Consider the following 18,401-nt stretch of genomic DNA (forward strand, 5'->3'; position numbering starts at 1 on the left):
TATAGGACAAGATCTACAGGCAACATGGTAAGGCACAACAGCTCGAAAAACAGACGTAGAACTAAGTCGAGCTGATTAATAATATATATGCCTACCGTCTTGCAGGAACGTCTACTTTAAGGACATTATTATGAAAGACATGCTTCAATCACCAACGCGGCGCCAACTGCTCTCGATGATTGGTAAAACCGCAGGCGCAACAGCGATGTATCAGGCGATGACGACATTAGGATTTGCGTCAGAGTCGAGTTTTAAAGAGACCATGGATCTTAAAGGTGCACCTCCGGGCGCTAGTATCGTCATTCTTGGTGCGGGTCTTGGCGGGCTGACCGCGGCTTATGAGTTACGTAAAGCAGGCTACGATGTCAAAGTACTTGAATATCAAAATCGTGGCGGCGGTCGTAGCTGGACATTGAACAGTGGGGACAAATATACCGAGCTTGGCGGCGAAGAAGTCACTTGTGATTTTGAAGAGGGCAATTACTTTAATGGTGGACCGTGGCGTCTGCCAAGCCATCATTATGCCGTCTTCCATTATTGCAAACAGTTTGGCGTTGAAATGCAGCCCTTTATTCAAACCAATGATCGTGCTTATTTGCATCGCAGTACTCATTTCGACGGCGTGCCGCAGCGTTTGGGTGATGTAAAAAACGACATCCAAGGTCATGTCGCCGAGCTGCTATCGAAATCAGTTAACGTCGGTGGTCTTGATCGCTCGGTCAATACTGAGGACAAAGAAAAGCTATTAGAAGGCTTAAAAGGCTGGGGGGTGCTGGATAAAGATTATCGTTATCGCGCCAGTAATGAAACCAGTAAACATCGCGGCTTTAGTGTGTTTCCGGGTGGTGGCTTGATGCCTGATGCGACGCCATCAAAACCTTTGCCGATCAGTGAGATACTAGATTCAGGTATGTGGGCAGATATTTATGGCAACCATATGACTTATGGTCATCAACCGACTATGTTTCAGCCCGTAGGTGGTATGGGGAAAATTGGTGATGCTTTCACCCGTGAATGCCGCGATATGATTGAGTTTAATGCAAAGGTCACTAAAATTCATCAAGATGACAGTGGCGTCACTGTCGATTATGTCGACAGCAACAGCCCAGATGGTGCCACCAAGACCATTCGTGCAGATTGGTGTGTGTGCAATATTCCATTAACTGTATTGACGCAGATGGATATCAATGTCTCAAAACCAATGAAGCAGGCGATGGCCGCCGTGCCTTATGAAACCTCTTATAAAGTCGGCTTAGAGTTCAACCGCCGCTTTTGGGAAGAGGATGAATGGATATTTGGTGGTCTGACTTATACCGACATGCCCATTGCGCAAATTGCTTATCCTTCACAAAATATGTTTAAAGATGGTACGGGCGTGCTACTCGGTGCGTATGGTTATGGTCCGACGTCTTATAAGTTTAATACCTTAACGCCGCAAGAACGTATTAATGTTGCCCTTGCTTATGGTAAATATATCCATCCTCAGTATCCAAAAGAATTCCGCGCAGGGACATCAGTTGTCTGGCACCGCATCCCATGGACGCTCGGCTGTTACGGTATTTGGAATGAGTCGACCCGTCGTCAGCATTACGATACCTTGTGCAGTATTGATAATCGTATTGTGCTGGCGGGCGAGCATTGCTCACACATTCCGGCATGGCAAGAAGGCGCTATTTTATCTGGTATGGATGCCGCAAAGCGCCTACATAAAAAAGCAAAAATGCTGGTTTAATAACGCTTGGGTTATATAAATAACAATAAGATTCAGAGGCTATCATGGACAATGCAATTGTGAAGAAGGCAATCGTGGAGAAAGCAATCTTGAAGAAAAAAGTCATGAAAAACATGACACTCAAACTGCTGACGGTGGTGCTTCTGAGTGGGATCAGCAGTACAGCACTGTTGGGCTGTAGTCAACAGTCAGATGATGAAGTGACGGTTTCCAGTGTACAAGATCAGGATTCCTTAACAACCAATGACTATCAAGCAAGCCGAAATACGGGTGCATGGGGCGGCGTTTATATGAGCCGTGAAGAGCTTACTGCACCTGCTATCAATATTGTCGATGACAGCTCATTGCCCAATATGGAAGACGACCCAAGTATTACTGAATGGGACGCAAAGTTTGAAGGCACAAATGGCTTTGTGACGACAGATGGCAAAAAGCTGTATCACGACTCTTGTGCGGCTTGTCACATGCACAAAGGCGAGGGTGCTTACGGTGCAGGCTATTATCCGCCACTGGCGAATAACAGTAAGATGCAATCAAAGTATTACATCATCGATATCTTGATTAATGGCTTTCGTGGCATGCCCTCATTCCATAACATGATGAACGATGCGCAGATGGCGGCGGTTACTCAATATGTGGTCAGTGACCTAAATGGTTTTACCGATACCGTGACTGCTGAAGATGTGGCAAAACTGCGGCATCCCAATCCATCAGAGGGTGATCCGAGTGATGATTAATGGTGTTTGCTCTTTTGATCGATAATTGTCCAATACATGCTAGTCGCAAAATGATTTAACCGTGCTTCGCAATATAAAAAAGCGCCTAATTATTTATTAGGCGCTTTTTTATGAGCAAGACTTTATGAATTAAGAAAGAGGATTTATTTAGGACTAGATGACCAGACTGGTGAGCGAATAGTGCCTTGACCAGACTTACCAAACGACTCACCACCATTCAATGATTTGATGGTTAATACGCCTTTGCCACCTTGCTTTGAGGCGTAAACGACACGCTTACCATTAGGCGAAAAGCTTGGCGCTTCATCGATACCCGTATTGCCCAAGTTAGTAGTGACAGCGCCGCCGCTATTCATGATCGCTGCTGAGCGACCACTTAAAAAGGCAATTTGTGAGCCATCGTTACTAAATTGCGGGCTAGTGGCATAACCGCTACTTGATACCTTAGTCGTACGTCCTGAACCAAACTCATAACGATAAATCTGTGGTTTGTTAAATCCAGTTTTGTCTGATACAAAAACAAAGGATTTGCCATCAGGCGCATAACTTGGTTGCACTTCGCTACTTGGCCAATTGATAAGTCTTCTAGGTTGACCACCACTGGCACTCATCTCATAAATATCGGCACTGCCTTCAAAGCTGCTAGAGAATAATATCTTGCTGCCATCAGGAGAGAATGATGGACTGAGATTGCTGCCAGGGAAGGGGGTTAACGGAGTTGCACCGCCACCGCTCACACTTTGTACATAAATAACGGGATAAGATTTATCACGTTGTACGGAATAAGCAATGCGATTGCCATCTGGCGACCATGTTGGTGAAAAGATAGAACCGGTTACTTCAGTAATGGTTTTGGCATTTTCGCCATCGGCATCCATTACTTTTAAACGTGAGACTTTTTCTTTACCAGTACCAGTCTCTTCAATATAAGCAATACGCCCTGAAAAGTCACCTGGCGTACCAGTAATTAGCTCATATACTTTATCAGCGATGACGTGACCAGCATAGCGCATGCTTTCTTTATTATTGTCAGCCGTTAAGCTTTGTTTGCCTTCGATTACTCTACCAGATTTAACGTCAATTACTTCGTAATCGGTTACTATTTTACCGCGATTGCTGCGGGTGCTGCCGACCACTAGATAAGGAATCCCCATGCTTTGCCATACTGGCAATGTGCCTGCCAGCTCGCTGCTACTGCGCGGCTGCTGTGGTAGATCTTTGCTAGTCACTTTTAGCTCTGTTTTGCTTAAATCATTTAGAATAATCGGCGATAATACAGAATCACCAGCAAAGGGTACAAACGCGACTTGGTTTTGTTGTCTTGGCGCGGTAACAGTCATATCAAGCACCATTGATTCAGCAGCATAAGCAGGCACTGATAACAAGGGAGTGATTAACAACAGGCTTGAAGTGGCACGAAGGATAGAATGTGTAGATAGCTTCATGAAGTAATATCCTAAAATAGAAATAATTGGTTCATCATACAGGCTTAATTATTATTTATAGTGAGATTAACTGTACAACGTTAGGTATTTTTTATTGAACGTTAATTTTAATTATCAAGTCTTTAAAGTTTTCAGGTTTATTTAAGCCAATGGGTAATGGACTAGCAGATAGAGCAGCTTTTTCCACTGCCTGATTTACAGCAGGATTTGCACCTTGAGCCTTAACAGATAACACATTACCTTTTTCATCCAACTTAAAGTATAAAGTAGTTGTTGATTCTGGGGTAGCAGTGGGTAGAGTAATATTACGTTTAATTTTTTCTAATATAGCTGTTGTTACATGACTCTCATTACTTAAATCATTTTTTCTAGTAGTAATAGCGGCAAACAAGGCTTTTTGATCCATAAACTCATTTTTGACATTATGGCTTTCTGGTAATGTGCCAGCGACAGAGTAGCTAGATAGTAGAGAGAAAGATAGCAATAGCAGCAAAGTTGAGGTATTACGTAATATATGACACTTGCTTAAACTCATAAACCAGAACCTTAAGATAGTAGAAAATCATTAACGATATAGAATTAGAGGCTATGCAAAATCAATTAATAGTAACGTTGATTGTCAAATTTGTAAAACTTTCAGGATTGTCTAAATCAATTGGCAATGGGCTAGCAGCGCGTGCAGCTTGTTCAACTGCTTGGTTGACGACAGCATTTGGACCACTAGCCTTTGCAGATTTCACGTTGCCTCTGGTATCTAATTTGAGCGACAATGACGTGGTTAGACCCTGTGTTTCGATTGGGGTATCAAGTTTGCTTTGTATTTTACTTAATATAGCACTTTTGAACTCACCAGTAGAACGAGAGGTACTGCTACTACCACCATTAGATGTTGTTGAGTTGCCGTCTGCTTCTAGATCGTATCTCTGACCTGCGCTACCAGAATCACCTGTATTAATCTTTAAATTTTTATCAGTCGCAGTCGGGCGTGTAATCTTTGGCGGGTTATTTTGTTTATTACGGAAATCGCCCAGCTGTTTTTGTTCTTCTATTAGCTGCTCTTTTTTGTTTTGCTCCACCTGACCATGCTCTTCTGTCACCGACTCATCTAATTGTGCTGCCCACTCTGCCATTCGACGTTCGTAGTCTTGGTTTTGCTCAAGTAAGCGTTGATGCTGCTCTTCACTCATCAGCATTGGTTGACTGGCAGAATCGTTAGAGCGCGTAAAGACAGGCACACGCTGCGAGTTTGGCTGACTGGCGCTATCGCTAAAACTTTCTGATGATGAGGTGCTCGATGCACTGCTTGTGCTAGTTTCAGCTTGCATCGCGCTAGCTGCCGCTGCACGATTGGCAAGGATTTGACCTTGCATTTCAGCCAATTGCTCAGGGGAGACCATGACCGTCTCAATACTTTCCACAGTGTCGGTTTTAGTATGTTGATAAGTATAAACGAGTATCCCAATCACGAGACCATGTGCCAGCACGCTAAGTAGCGTAGGCAATGTTAGCCCATTGCCTTCAGGTTGGGTCGGTACATAAACGACAGGAGTATTATGCATGGTAAAGATACTCAAGGACGAGGTTCATCAAATTATCTACTTTATTATAGCAAGCTGAGCGAGGAATAGGATTTATTACAATGATGGTGTGGGCAAGGGTGCGCCTGTTAATAATCCCACCTTTTGAATGCCTGCTTGTTGTAAGGTGGCCATGAGTGTCATGATAGCGCCATATTGATTGTTTTGATCGGCATTAATCATCACTTGTACGGGCTGAGCGCCTACATTGCTGCTTTGGCTTTGCAGATTGGCGAGCGTATCAATCAATTCTGGCTCACTGATAGGCAAGTCAACATTGTCTTCATAACTGATAAAAATATCGCCACTATCGGTCAAGGACACAATGACGGGTAGTTGGCTTTGGCTCATGGTATTGGTTTGCTCTTTTGGCAAGTCAACATCGACGCCCGTAATCAGCATGGGCGCTGTGACCATAAATATGACGAGCAGCACCAACATCACGTCGATATAAGGAACGACATTCATCTCCGCATTTAGCGCTTTTTTTTCACGGCGATAGGGACTCTGTTTCATGATTTCATAGTCCTTGTGCCTGATTGGCCGTAGTTGTCGTTTCTCTCGTAGCGACATTGTCTCTACCAACGTCTCTACCAACAGTGCTTTCTGCACTGGTCTCGCGCTGGAGCATGCCCGTCATTTCATCGCAAAATAAAGCACGTGAGTCATAAAGGCGGCTTGATTTGGCGGTAAAGTGGTTATACGCCAGTACGGCAGGAATCGCTGCAAACAAGCCCATAGCGGTTGCGATTAGTGCTTCAGCAATACCAGGTGCAACAGAGGCGAGGGTCGCTTGTTCCGTTTGTGACAACCCTAAAAAGGCGTTCATGATGCCCCAAACTGTACCGAACAATCCAACATAAGGCGCGACTGAGCCAATGCTCGCTAGCGTGGTCAGTCCTGATTCTAATAGTTGCTGTTGACGTCCTAAACCGACTCGTAGCTTGCGCTCAACACCATCGATGATGTCATCTTTGGGTTGGCGCTTTTTATGCATTCTTAAGTATTCAGAAAATCCCACATAAAATATTTGCTCAAGTCCTTGGCGTTCAGGAGAACCTTGTACGCCTTGGTAAAGCTTGGCTAAGTCTTCACCTGACCAAAACCAAGTTTCAAACTGTTGATCGAAATTTTTGGCCGTACCAAGCCGCGCGCTCATACGAAAGATAATTACCCAGCTGAGTAAAGACGCCAATAACAATAATGCCATCACAATCTGCACCAAGAGACTGGCTTGGGTAATAAGGTCGATAATATTTAATGATTCAGGCATGTATGGGACTCATGGGTAATTAATAATAGCTGGCATGGCGCGACACGCAGACCAGATAGGATCTTTAATAACGAAAATATAATATGACAGTCATGATGCATATTGCTATCAGCCGCCTAGTGTACTGCTAAATGTTGAAAAGGTCATTTGTTAAAGTGTTAAATACCAAATAATTAACAGCTGTTTGTACAATTCATAGTATAAGGTTAATTTATATGCGGATGTCTGAAATATTGTCTGGCTGTTATGTCTCAATTGACTGAAAAGGTGGGTTTGTACCCATAAGGCACTGGTAATGATTGAATTTGTACCGCAACTTCTCTAAAATGTTGCACCTTGTTACCGCTGTCTTTTGATAATGACGTCGCCATCCATTGGCTGACGTCATATTTATTTTAGGCATCAATAAATTTGTTCTTTCACTAGCAAGCTGGGCGCGACACTTATGAATGCAATTGAACGCTATTTTGGGATTAATGGTGAAAACACCACAGTCAAAACGGAAATCCTTGCCGGTATAACCACCTTTTTGACCATGGCTTATATCATCTTTGTCAACCCCAACGTATTGGCGGAAGCTGGTATGGATAAAGGGGCGGTATTTGTTGCCACCTGTTTAGCAGCGGCAATAGGCTGCTTTATTATGGGTATCTATGCCAGACTGCCGGTGGCACTCGCACCAGGTATGGGTTTGAACGCCTTTTTTACCTACGGCGTTGTATTGGGTATGGGCTACGCTTGGCAAACTGCGCTAGGTGCTGTTTTCTTATCGGGTTGCTTGTTTATCATTTTGAGTTTGTTTAAGATTCGCGAATGGGTTATCAATGCCATTCCAAACAGCCTTAAGCAGGGTATTGTGGCAGGTATTGGTGCTTTCTTAGCATTTATTGCGCTACAGAGCTCAGGTATCATTGTCGGTCGTGATGCGACATTGGTGATGCTTGGTGACATGACCTCATTTGCGCCTATGATGGCTGCCTTGGGTTTCTTTATTATTATTGGTTTGGTCTATAAAAAAGTCCCAGGTGCCGTGACGATTGGTATCTTGGTTATCACCGTGATTAGCTTGTTGACAGGCCATACACAGTTTGCTGGCATCATGTCTGCGCCGCCATCTATCACACCAACATTGATGGAGCTTGATATTGCGGGTGCGTTTGACGTTGGTATGATCAGCGTTATTTTTGCCTTCTTATTCGTCGATTTATTTGATACGACAGGTAGTTTGGTTGGTATTGCCAATAAAGCGGGTTTGATTGATAAAGACGGCAATATTCCTAATATGGACAAAGCGTTACTGGCGGATTCTACTGCTACGGTCGCTGGTGCAATGTTGGGTACGTCATCGACCACCAGTTATATTGAGAGTGCTTCTGGAGTGGCATCAGGTGGTCGTACAGGTCTGATGGCAGTGACGGTTGGCGTATTGTTTGTGCTGAGTATTTTCTTTGCACCATTGGCTGGTATGATTCCTGCTTACGCCACAGCTGGCGCGATTTTCTATGTGTCGGTACTGATGTTATTTACCCTAAAAGAAATCAATTGGGAAGATTTGACAGAAGCGGCTCCTGTAGCGGTTGTTCTGTTATTGACCCCGCTGACGTACTCTATCGCTGATGGTATTGCGCTTGGTTTTATCACCTTTACCGCGGTAAAACTGATGACCGGTAAATTCTCTGAAATCACGATCCCAGTTTGGGTATTGACCGTTATTTTGCTGACCAAGTTGGTGGTTTTATAAGTTTTACTAGGATGCGGTGAGCGTTCGATACTACTTTACTGCTTTCGATATTATTTTACTGCTTTTGAGTTTTGTTACGTTAAATTCCTCTTTATTCGGAAACGATAAAGGGGTTTTTTTTGATTTAAAATGGCTCAAATTTCCCTAAATTTATTCAAGTGTTTGATTTAATAAAACAATTAATCACCAATAGTAAATAGAAAAGTATAACCAGTGCGTCATAAGGGATAAAGTGCTGTTAACTGATTGTTTTTTAGAAATATATTAATTTGTGAAAATAAGCAATATCGTTAGTTTGAAAATTTTTTTCATGATATTATAGCCGAGTTAAGCGCATCACCTCAATCAACGCCGTAGAGGTTTTTCTTACAGTGAATTAGCAGCACCCAAGATGGCAGATTTTTTTGCTAAAGCGATTTTTTCGTTTTAATGTAGCGATATCTGATCATCACACTCCTTTCACTACAAACAAGAAGAAGGCACTAATGCCGCTTAGCTGTTCGTTGTTGCCTTTGTATTGTTAACGTAGCCCGTTTAACAGTCGAACGACCTACTTAACCGCTTCCAGCCTACGCTGGATTTTCTCGTTTTGTGATGGCGCCGTTTGGACTTTTGATTATTGTTATAAGTATCTATCGATAGCCATCATCTAAATGAATGATGGTGATGGCTAGTTATACCAGACGATCAGACTTCCTAAAGCACTATTTATGATGGTTTTTAAACGATAGTTATGGAGTTGTTATGAACCCAGTAGACCAGTTTACCCCGCAAGAGCCGATTTTGTTTAATCCTGTCGATTTACTATCGCCAGATTATATTGCCCAGTCGGCAGAAACGCTGCACGCCCGTATTTCGCCGTTGTATAGCGTTGATGAAGAGCGCTGGTTGTCCAAATTATTGCCACTTGCTAAACCTAGTACAGAAGAACGTGACGCCGCTGCTGAGCAAACGCGCCAGCTGGTTGAGCATGTACGTAATGATGGCAAAGCGGTCAAGATGGTCGACTCGTTACTGCTTGAGTATAGTCTTGATACCCAAGAAGGTATCTTGCTGATGAGCTTGGCAGAAGCCTTGATTCGAGTGCCAGACAATTATACTGCTGATGCCTTGATTCATGACAAAATGAGTGTGGCTGATTGGAAAAAGCACATCAAAAATGACAACGGTTTTATGGTCAATGCCTCGACATGGGGCATGATGATGACAGGTCGTGTCGTCAGTATTGATAGTAGTACCACAGCATCAGGCTTTTTGGATCGCATGACCAAAAAGATGGGTGAGCCTGTTATTCGTAGTGCCATGCAAAAAGCCATGCGTATCATGGGTCATCAGTTTGTATTGGGCGAGACCATCGAGGACGCCAATAAAAACAGCCAACCTTATCGTAATAAAGGCTATACCTATTCGTTTGATATGCTCGGTGAAGCGGCTATTGCGCATAAAGATGCTGAAAAATACTTCAATGACTACCTGCATGCGATCAGAGCCACTGCCAGTATCAAAGTCAAAGAAGGCATGCCTAAGCCATCAGTATCTATTAAGCTGTCAGCATTGCACCCTCGCTATGAAGCCACGCAAGAAGCCCAAGTCATGGGTTTATTGCGTCAACGCTGCTTACTGCTCATCGAAGCGGCACGTGAAGTCAATGTGGATCTTAGTATCGATGCCGAAGAAGCCGACCGCCTTGAAATTTCTTTAAAACTGTTTGAGTCTTTGTACCGTGACAATTTGACGGCTGACTGGGATGGTCTTGGCTTGGTCGTGCAAGGTTACTCTAAGCGCGCCATCGCTATTTTGGTGTGGCTGGCTCGTCTATCGACTGAGGTGGGAGATCGTATTCCAGTACGTCTGGTAAAGGGTGCCTACTGGGATACCGAGATCAAGCTTGCCCAGCAAAAAGGTCTGTCAGGCTATCCTGTTTGGACACGCAAAGAAGGCACGGATACTGCTTACCTTGCCTGTGCGCGTTTCTTATTATCAGATCATCTGCGCGGCTTGATTTGGCCACAGTTTGCGACACACAATGCGCACACCCTAGCGTCAATTATGACCATGAGTAAGCATAGAGACTTTGAGTTTCAGCGTTTGCACGGTATGGGCGATGCGCTTTATGATCATATCTTACAAGCGTATCAAATTCCGGTACGTATCTATGCCCCAGTTGGCGCGCATAAAGATTTGCTGCCGTACTTGGTACGTCGCTTGCTCGAAAACGGTGCCAACAGCTCGTTTGTCCATCAGCTGCTAGACAAGTCTTATCCGATTGAGAAGCTAACAGTACATCCTTATGACAAGCTGCTGGCCAATGCGACGTTGCACAATCCAGAGATTCCGTTGCCGTTAGAGATTTATGGTGCGCGCCGTGCCAGTTTTGGCCCTAATATATTCGTAGAGTCACAATGGCTGCCCTTTAAATCTGCTATCGATAGCCATTTGCATAAAACTTGGTCAGCGACGTCCATCGTCAATGGCAAAGCAGTTGATGTATATGAAATAGAGGGCGTAACGCATAAGCTTGAGACTCAAACCGTACATGCACCTTGGAACCACGAAGTAAGTGCTGGTGAAGTCACTTATGCCAATGCTGAAATAGCTGGTCAAGCAATCGATGTTGCAGTGGCAGGGCAAAGTGTCTGGCAAGCAGTATCAGCTGCTAAGCGTGCTGAAATATTGCGTAAGATAGCGGATCTCTATGAAGAAAACTACGCTGAGCTAATGACGCTATGCCAAATCGAAGCGGGAAAAACCCTTCAAGACGGTATTGATGAAATCAAAGAAGCGGTTGATTTCTGCCGTTTTTATGCCGATGAAGCAGAGCGTTTAGACGATGTCGTGCATGAATTTACCGATTTGGCTGGCAAGCAATCTCGTCAAGTTTATAAAGCACGTGGCACCTTTGTCTGTATTAGCCCATGGAACTTCCCATTGGCTATCTATACTGGTCAAATCGTAGCGGCGCTAGCAGCAGGCAATACGGTTGTGGCGAAACCTGCCGAACAAACTAGCTTGATTGCCCATTTTGGTGCTCAGCTAATGTACCAAGCAGGCGTACCAACACAAGCCTTACAGTTAGTGATCGGTGCTGGCGATGTTGGTGGTGCATTGACAGCGGCTGACAATATAGCAGGTGTGATATTTACGGGTTCAACCCAAACGGCTCAACGTATTAACCAAAGCCTAAATGATCATGCCCAAGCCAGTGGTGAGCTACCTGTCTTTATCGCCGAAACTGGTGGTCAGAATGCTATGATTGTTGATTCAACGGCATTGCCAGAACAAGTGGTTAGAGACGCTGTTTTATCTGCATTTGGTTCAGCAGGTCAGCGTTGCTCAGCTTGTCGTATATTATGCGTGCAAGAAGAAATGGCTGATAATTTAATTGAGCTATTACAAGGTAATATGGCTGAGCTATCGGTCGGCAATCCTTTATATGCTGCTACAGATGTGGGTCCAGTGATTGATGCGGATGCCAAACGTAGTCTTGAAGCGCATATCGAGCGTATGGACGCTGAGCCAACGGCGACTATCTTGGCACAGACGCCAATGAGCTCAAGCTCAGTTGTCAGTCAAGAACAGTCTACCTTTGTATTGCCAACAGCGATCGAAGTGAAAAGTATCGACGTGATCGGTGGTGAGCATTTTGGCCCAATTTTGCACGTACTGCGTTATCAAGCACGTGATCTGAATAAGCTGATTGATGCCATCAACGCGACAGGCTTTGGTTTGACCCTAGGTATTCATAGCCGTATCGAAAATACCGTTGAGTACATCGAGCGCCGTGCGTTTGTAGGTAATACTTATATCAACCGCAACCAAATCGGTGCCGTCGTAAACGTACAACCATTCGGTGGTTGTGGTCTGTCTGGTACGGGTCCTAAAGCTGGTGGCCCGCATTATGTCGCACGTTTGATGCAGCTTAGCTCAGAGTCAAATAGCGGAAACCAGACAACTGCTAATACCACTACCCAAACCACCACTCAAACAGAACTCGCATAAGGAGTAGCAACATGGCGACTGAATTCAAAAAAAATCATGCCCAGGTTTGTGAATCTTGGCGATTACTTGGTGCAGTGAATCGCGCAACATATCTGCAAGCGGCTATTCCAAAGTTGGCATTGCTGACTGGTGATGCCAATAAAGCAAAGCGTTTGTTCAATCGTCTATTGAGCGCCGCGCCTAGCTTGGATGAGGTGCATCGCATGACTGGTGCAACTGGTGAGTCCAACGATCTATATGTCACTGGTCGTGGTAAGACGATGGTTGTTGGTGGTGAATCTGCTAGAGCTATGGCGGTATTGGGACAGCTGGTAGCCGCACTATTGACAGGTAATGAAGTCATATTGCATTGCCCAAGCCAAGATGAGATGTGCAATGAAGCTGCCAAGATATTATATGATACAGGTATCAGCGAAGATGTATTGAGTGTGGCGAATGACTCGCAAACCGTCACGCTTTTATATATCGATCGTCTGGCACAGGTTGCAGTCTCTGGCAATCGAAGCGAAGTGCAGACTATCAGTCAAGAGCTTGCCAATACAGACGGTATCTTAACGCAAGTCATCAGCGTCACCGATATGAAAGGCTTGTCAGAGATGCTAACGCCTGATTATTTACATCGTTTTGTCACTGAGCGTGTCAAAACAATCAATACCACAGCGATCGGTGGTAATGCAAGTTTGCTTGAACTTGGTACAGAATAACCGTATTAATTACAAATCCGCTCCGCTCTTATATCTGTTTTGATAAGTGCTAAGCAGTGTTTGGTGTAGCTATAAATACCAAATACGATTTATAAGAAAAAACCGCTATCTGAGTAATTGTCAGATAGCGGTTTTTTATTTGCGTTATTTGATTAATGTCTGATTAATAGATGTTATTCAGCAATATCAATCCACACCCAGCCGTTCTCTAGCCATTCGCTCAAATCATCTGCATCAACATCGATGACATCTTGACTATTTAGGTGTTCGCCATTAGCCAAACGCACCAATACCGCTACTGCTGTATCATCAAGCCCGTCAATGCGCTGACCATTGGCATATAGCACAATGCCATCATTAGTCTGACTATAGAGCAAACGATTGCTATAATCCGCTTGCAAGGTGGCACCTTCTGCAAGAGCTTGCATGAGCTCATCGGTATCCAGCGTTTCTTCTGGCATCAGCGCATCATACTGGCGTTTGCTGACGACTTCAGAAACTGCTTGACTAATGATATCATCACCACGCTCAGACTGTAGCATTTGTAATAGCTGATCTTTGATCGCATTGATGCTGCTCGCTTGCAATTCACCTGATGCTTGCAGCGCTTGTGGCAACAGCATTGGGATAAATAAATCGCTGTCGTTGGTGGCAATATCAGCCAAGCTATCGATGATTTGCATCAAGTTGGGACGACGGCAGCCAAATGAAAAGGTTAAGCAATCGTCTTGTGCCACACCAAAATGTGACAGCTTCGGTGGTACGTAAAGCACGTCACCCGCTTCTAGTATTTCGTCAAAGATAATCTCACCCATATCATCAAATAGGCGTATCGGCTCATCAGCGACGAACTCAGTATTTTTATCACAGAATTTGCCCAGTTGCCAACGTCTAGACCCAAACCCTTGCGCTAAAAACACATCATAATCATCATAGTGTTTGCCGACTGAACCACCTTTTGGCGCATAAGAAACCATGATGTCATCACGTTGCCATTGTGGAATAAAGTCAAAGGCTTGCCACAATTGACCAAGCTCAGGTGACCACTGTTCCATATTCTGCACCAGTACCGTCCACTGTTCTGGCAGGTTCTCAAAATCAGTTTCGCTCAGCGGGCTTTTCTTAAGTTGCCACTGCGCCTGACCTTCTTTTTTACTTGCTGCTTGAGTTAGTAAGCGCGCCGCAGCATCTTCTTCTAGGGCTAGACCGAGTATGTCGTCAGGTTCAAACATGCCAATTAGCTGTGGTAAGCCTTGTTTAATTAAGAGTGGCTTTTTTTGCCAGTATTCGCTTAAAAATTGTTCAGGCGTGATAGAGTCGGGTAAACAAAGCGGTATAGAAGTCATGGGTAGATCCGTGTGTTTAAGTAGAAAGGATATCAAGATAGACAGAATATAAAACTAGAACAGTGCTTTATAGCTGACGTGTATTGGTTTATGATTAGCGTCTAGCTGATGGTCAAAATATAGCCATCAGTGCCTCTCATTATCCGTAGGAAATTTATGAAAAAATTACAGTTTATCGTCATCATCGCCAGTATGTTTATGCTGCAAGCTTGTGTGCATAAAATCGTTACCGTACCTGTAAAAGTCGCCTACAAAACCACTAAAGGTGTCGTTAAAGGCACTGTTGCTGTTACCAAAGCGATCATACCGGGTGATAGCAGTGATAAAAAAGATAAAGAGGATAAAGAATAAAACCTCACCCATTAACTATGTATTTTAAAAAATCATAGTGTTTAGAGTAAGGTTTTTTGAAAAGATATAAATGAATGCTCGTTTATATCTTTTTTACATTTTATAAAGATAAGATTGTTACCAGTTAAATCTTGGCAATCCACTCTTTAATCGTGCGCGCTTGCTCCGCCGCATTACCGATATAAGTGGCTGGTGTCATCTCACGTAGGCGCGCTTTATCCGCATCGCTCACCGCAGATAGCTCATCACTTTCAACGAATGTCAGCATGGCTTCGCGAGTCATAGCATTACCACGAGTCAGAGCTTTAAGCTTCTCATATGGGTTCTCAACACGATAGCGGCGCATGACGGTTTGAATCGGCTCTGCCAATACTTCTTGTGCATTATCCAAATCGTCGTTTAAGCGCTGGGCATTCAATTCAAGTTTGCTGACACCTTTTAAACAAGCATCAAAAGCAATCATGCTTTGTGCCAGACCAACACCGATATTACGAAGTACGGTAGAGTCTGATAAATCACGCTGCATACGTGAAATTGGCAGTTTTTCACCCAAATGAGCCAGCATGGCATTAGCAACGCCCAAGTTACCTTCAGAGTTTTCAAAATCAATCGGGTTCACTTTATGCGGCATGGTAGAAGAACCAACTTCGCCATCTTTTAGGCGCTGTTTAAAATAGCCTAAGCTAATGTATTGCCAAATATCACGGTTAAAATCGATTAGGATGGTATTAAAACGTTTGACGGCATCAAATAGCTCAGCGATATAATCATGTGGCTCAATTTGCGTGGTATAAGGGTTAAAAGTCAGCTCAAGGCTTTCATCAATGAAGCGTTCTGCATGTGCTTGCCAATCAACGTCAGGGTATGAGGCGTAATGAGCGTTATAGTTACCAACCGCGCCATTGATTTTACCTAATAGCTCTACTTGACCGACTTGCTTGATTTGACGGGCTAAGCGATAAGCGACGTTTGCCATTTCTTTGCCTAGCGTCGTTGGGCTAGCGGTTTGACCATGGGTGCGTGATAGCATGGGTTGGTCAGCATGAGCAATCGCCAAATCAACGATGCTATCAGTCAATTGCTGCATCTTCGCAACCACAATCTCGCGGCTGTCTTTTAGCATTAACGCATAAGACAAGTTGTTGATATCTTCACTGGTACACGCAAAATGAATAAATTCTAATGAATCCTCAAGCGCTGCCTGACCACGGAACTTGTCTTTGATGAAGTACTCGACTGCTTTTACATCATGATTGGTCGTCGCTTCGATGTCTTTGATGGCTTGGGCATCTGCTTCACTAAAGTGGTCAACGATACTGTTTAAAAAGGCATTGGTATCGGTATCAAATGCTGCCAATTCACCAATAGCTCTGTTATCAGCCAATGACTGTAACCAGCGAATCTCAACGGTAACGCGAGCTTTAATGAGACCAAATTCAGATAAATAAGGACGCAAGCTGTCAGCTTTGGAGGCGTAACGACCATCGATTGGGGAGAGTGCGGTAAGTAAGTTCATAATGATGCCTTTAAATTAAAAAAGTAAAAGTGATGAAAACTGTGAAATCACACAAATGAACACATCATATAAGACTGTGGTCGAAAAAATACGGGTAGTGTAGCAAATGTAGCCGTTGATAGAATCAAAATATGCATATAACGCTATTATTAAGGGGTATCGGGTGTATTAGAGTGTGTGGTGCCATACTTAGTATTAAAGTAAAAACTACGTTTTGTCCTTGGATCTAAAATTGAGGTTACCGTTTTAACAGTACCGTTATTGCCGATAGCGACGCTGTCTGCGGCATATTCGCTTGCTTGATGGATTGGATTCGCAAGTTTTGACGTCACTATTGCGCCATTCACATTTTTTTCTTGCAAGACATCTTGTAGAACAAAGTTATTGATACTAAGGTTGGCTCGATTGGTCGCAGTAATTTTGTAGGCAATACATTGTCCTGGAATTACTTCAGATAGGGCGGCTTTACTATAGGCAAGCTTGTTTTCTAGATTTGGTAACAATGAGGCGATTTTGCAATCGTTAAGTGCTTGTTCTTTTTCAAGGACTAAAGCTGCATTTTTATCAATCACTCTGCCAAAGTAATTATTTTCATAGTTATACTGGTTAGTAGTCAAGGAAATAACAGTCTTTTCATTAGTAGTATGAATGGGATAAGTGCTACCACTATTTTCTTCAATCAGGCAGACAGTACTTTTGCCAGTTAGAGAAGCGATAGGTATTTTAATCTCATATTTACCGACAATATTAGTAGGAATATTGATAGTTTCAAGAGGCGCATTAGTTGTACAGTCAACCAGCTTGACTGTGCTACCTGCAATACCACTTTCAGCAGAGTCAAAAGTACCATTGAAGAAGTTGGTATTGTTATATATACCGCCATTATCATTGAATACAGTGCCTGAAAAGACATAATTCAACGGTTCACTTTCTACCCCAAAGCTGATCCATTCGTTAAAAGTTTCACCGACTACGTTACGCGCAATGCCGATATTACCATTCATAATACCTTCATAGGTCAAAGTCACGGCGTTCGCATTTCTTACCGCGACCACGTAATTGCTTTGACTGTTTTCGATGCCATAACTGACATAAGTACCACCATTGGAAATAGCGGTATTAGGTGAGAGTGCAGAATAAGTACTGTCATTATTGATACTTTTAATAATATTTTCAAAAGTTGGCGTCGGTGGTAAAACTCCGTTATTTGAATTGAGGCTTACTTGTTTATTCGTATTCAAGGTAGGGGTATATGGGTTTTGGCTACCAGTAGCACCCGCTAGATTAGTAATATTATAATAATATAAACCACTACCATTCACATTTGAGCTATCGGTACGCAGCTGCGGGTTGAACACAGCATTTTGTGAATTCAATTGAGTCGCATTAAGTTTGGTACCCATAAAATAATCACCCATTGCATTATAGTAATAGGGGACATTTGGGTTGTTTTTGATAGTGGCTTGCGCAGGTAGACTAATTTGACTATTTTGGGTAAAACTTAACGTTTGACGTGCAATTTCTGAGTTACCACCCATTGAATAGCTGGCTTGACCAATCTTTATGGTATGTATAGAGGCGTTATCATTAGGCGTAATAGTAAAAGTGTACTCAAATTGATCTCTATCAATACTAGTATTAGAATCATTCCTGATCTCAATGCCGTTGGTGCGCGTACCACTAGATGGTGTTATCTCAGCATTACTGTTATAACCAATATTTTCATTGCGCACCAAAGTAAAACGACCAGTAGCACCAGAACCTGCTGCGATATAGATGCCAGAAGCAGTACCAGTCGAAGCATTAGAGCTGGTCACCGTGATACTACCCATCTCTGCTGGTGCTGACTGTGCACTAAATGACGCAGCAATAAGCGTAAGCGTAAGACCTCGCTTCAGCCATATCGAACAAGAAAATGAGATATTCAGCAAGGCGAAAAGGCGAGCGGTCATTCAGTATCCTAAAAAAAGACAAATCATT

14 protein-coding genes are annotated in these 18,401 nt (G+C 43.4%); 6 read left to right on the forward strand and 8 right to left on the reverse strand.

Annotated elements, in window-relative coordinates:
- Positions 1-130: 130 nt before the first annotated feature.
- Positions 131-1,732 carry a flavin monoamine oxidase family protein gene (locus ACI2JM_RS05850; protein WP_045452247.1) on the forward strand — a complete coding sequence of 534 codons (1,602 nt, stop codon included), beginning with the start codon at positions 131-133 and terminating at the stop codon, positions 1,730-1,732.
- A gap of 104 nt (positions 1,733-1,836) precedes the next feature.
- Entirely contained in the window at positions 1,837-2,469 is a 633-nt protein-coding gene (locus ACI2JM_RS05855; RefSeq protein WP_404642808.1) for a c-type cytochrome, read from the forward strand.
- Between the two features lie 143 nt (positions 2,470-2,612).
- Here ACI2JM_RS05855 and ACI2JM_RS05860 read toward each other — a convergent pair whose 3' ends face one another.
- The 5 genes from ACI2JM_RS05860 to tolQ form a co-directional block, all read right to left on the reverse strand.
- Positions 2,613-3,914 carry a PD40 domain-containing protein gene (locus ACI2JM_RS05860; RefSeq protein WP_109591351.1) on the reverse strand — a complete coding sequence of 434 codons (1,302 nt, stop codon included), beginning with the start codon at positions 3,912-3,914 and terminating at the stop codon, positions 2,613-2,615.
- Between the two features lie 91 nt (positions 3,915-4,005).
- Positions 4,006-4,449: a cell envelope integrity protein TolA gene (locus tag ACI2JM_RS05865; protein WP_404642811.1), complete on the reverse strand. Its 444-nt coding sequence runs from the start codon at positions 4,447-4,449 to the stop codon at positions 4,006-4,008.
- A 61-nt stretch (positions 4,450-4,510) separates the two neighbouring features.
- Entirely contained in the window at positions 4,511-5,473 is a 963-nt protein-coding gene (locus ACI2JM_RS05870; protein ID WP_404642813.1) for a cell envelope integrity protein TolA, read from the reverse strand.
- Between the two features lie 75 nt (positions 5,474-5,548).
- The gene (gene tolR / locus ACI2JM_RS05875) at positions 5,549-6,007 is read right to left on the reverse strand and encodes a protein TolR (RefSeq protein ID WP_045446195.1); all 459 of its coding nucleotides are present in this window, start codon (positions 6,005-6,007) and stop codon (positions 5,549-5,551) included.
- A 4-nt stretch (positions 6,008-6,011) separates the two neighbouring features.
- The gene (gene tolQ / locus ACI2JM_RS05880) at positions 6,012-6,764 is read right to left on the reverse strand and encodes a protein TolQ (RefSeq protein WP_404642815.1); all 753 of its coding nucleotides are present in this window, start codon (positions 6,762-6,764) and stop codon (positions 6,012-6,014) included.
- A 445-nt stretch (positions 6,765-7,209) separates the two neighbouring features.
- Between tolQ and ACI2JM_RS05885 the strand changes: the two genes are divergently transcribed.
- The 3 genes from ACI2JM_RS05885 to ACI2JM_RS05895 all read left to right on the forward strand — a co-directional run bounded on the left by ACI2JM_RS05885 (position 7,210) and on the right by ACI2JM_RS05895 (position 13,208).
- A complete protein-coding gene (locus tag ACI2JM_RS05885; protein ID WP_055124161.1) occupies positions 7,210-8,505 on the forward strand; it encodes an NCS2 family permease in 1,296 nt (431 codons plus the stop codon).
- A 744-nt stretch (positions 8,506-9,249) separates the two neighbouring features.
- Positions 9,250-12,504, forward strand: coding sequence for a bifunctional proline dehydrogenase/L-glutamate gamma-semialdehyde dehydrogenase PutA (gene putA, locus ACI2JM_RS05890; protein ID WP_404642817.1), 3,255 nt, complete (start codon positions 9,250-9,252; stop codon positions 12,502-12,504).
- Between the two features lie 11 nt (positions 12,505-12,515).
- Complete coding sequence (locus ACI2JM_RS05895; protein WP_404642819.1) at positions 12,516-13,208, forward strand: 1-pyrroline-5-carboxylate dehydrogenase; 693 nt, start codon at positions 12,516-12,518, stop codon at positions 13,206-13,208.
- Positions 13,209-13,381: 173 nt separating this feature from the next.
- Here the strand turns inward: ACI2JM_RS05895 and ACI2JM_RS05900 are convergent, their stop codons facing one another.
- On the reverse strand, positions 13,382-14,554 hold the full coding sequence (locus ACI2JM_RS05900; RefSeq protein WP_404642821.1) for a JmjC domain-containing protein: 1,173 nt from the start codon (positions 14,552-14,554) through the stop codon (positions 13,382-13,384).
- Positions 14,555-14,710: 156 nt separating this feature from the next.
- Here ACI2JM_RS05900 and ACI2JM_RS05905 point away from each other — a divergent pair, with 156 nt between their 5' ends.
- A complete protein-coding gene (locus ACI2JM_RS05905) occupies positions 14,711-14,905 on the forward strand; it encodes an NF038104 family lipoprotein (RefSeq protein WP_270894177.1) in 195 nt (64 codons plus the stop codon).
- 124 nt (positions 14,906-15,029) lie between these two features.
- Here ACI2JM_RS05905 and purB read toward each other — a convergent pair whose 3' ends face one another.
- Both purB and ACI2JM_RS05915 read right to left on the reverse strand, forming a co-directional pair.
- Positions 15,030-16,421 carry an adenylosuccinate lyase gene (purB, locus tag ACI2JM_RS05910; protein WP_404642824.1) on the reverse strand — a complete coding sequence of 464 codons (1,392 nt, stop codon included), beginning with the start codon at positions 16,419-16,421 and terminating at the stop codon, positions 15,030-15,032.
- A 149-nt stretch (positions 16,422-16,570) separates the two neighbouring features.
- The gene (locus ACI2JM_RS05915; protein WP_404642826.1) at positions 16,571-18,373 is read right to left on the reverse strand and encodes a hypothetical protein; all 1,803 of its coding nucleotides are present in this window, start codon (positions 18,371-18,373) and stop codon (positions 16,571-16,573) included.
- Positions 18,374-18,401: the final 28 nt, after the last annotated feature.

This window comes from Psychrobacter sp. NPDC064578 (assembly GCF_044901245.1).
GTDB classification, from domain to species: domain Bacteria; phylum Pseudomonadota; class Gammaproteobacteria; order Pseudomonadales; family Moraxellaceae; genus Psychrobacter; species Psychrobacter cibarius_C.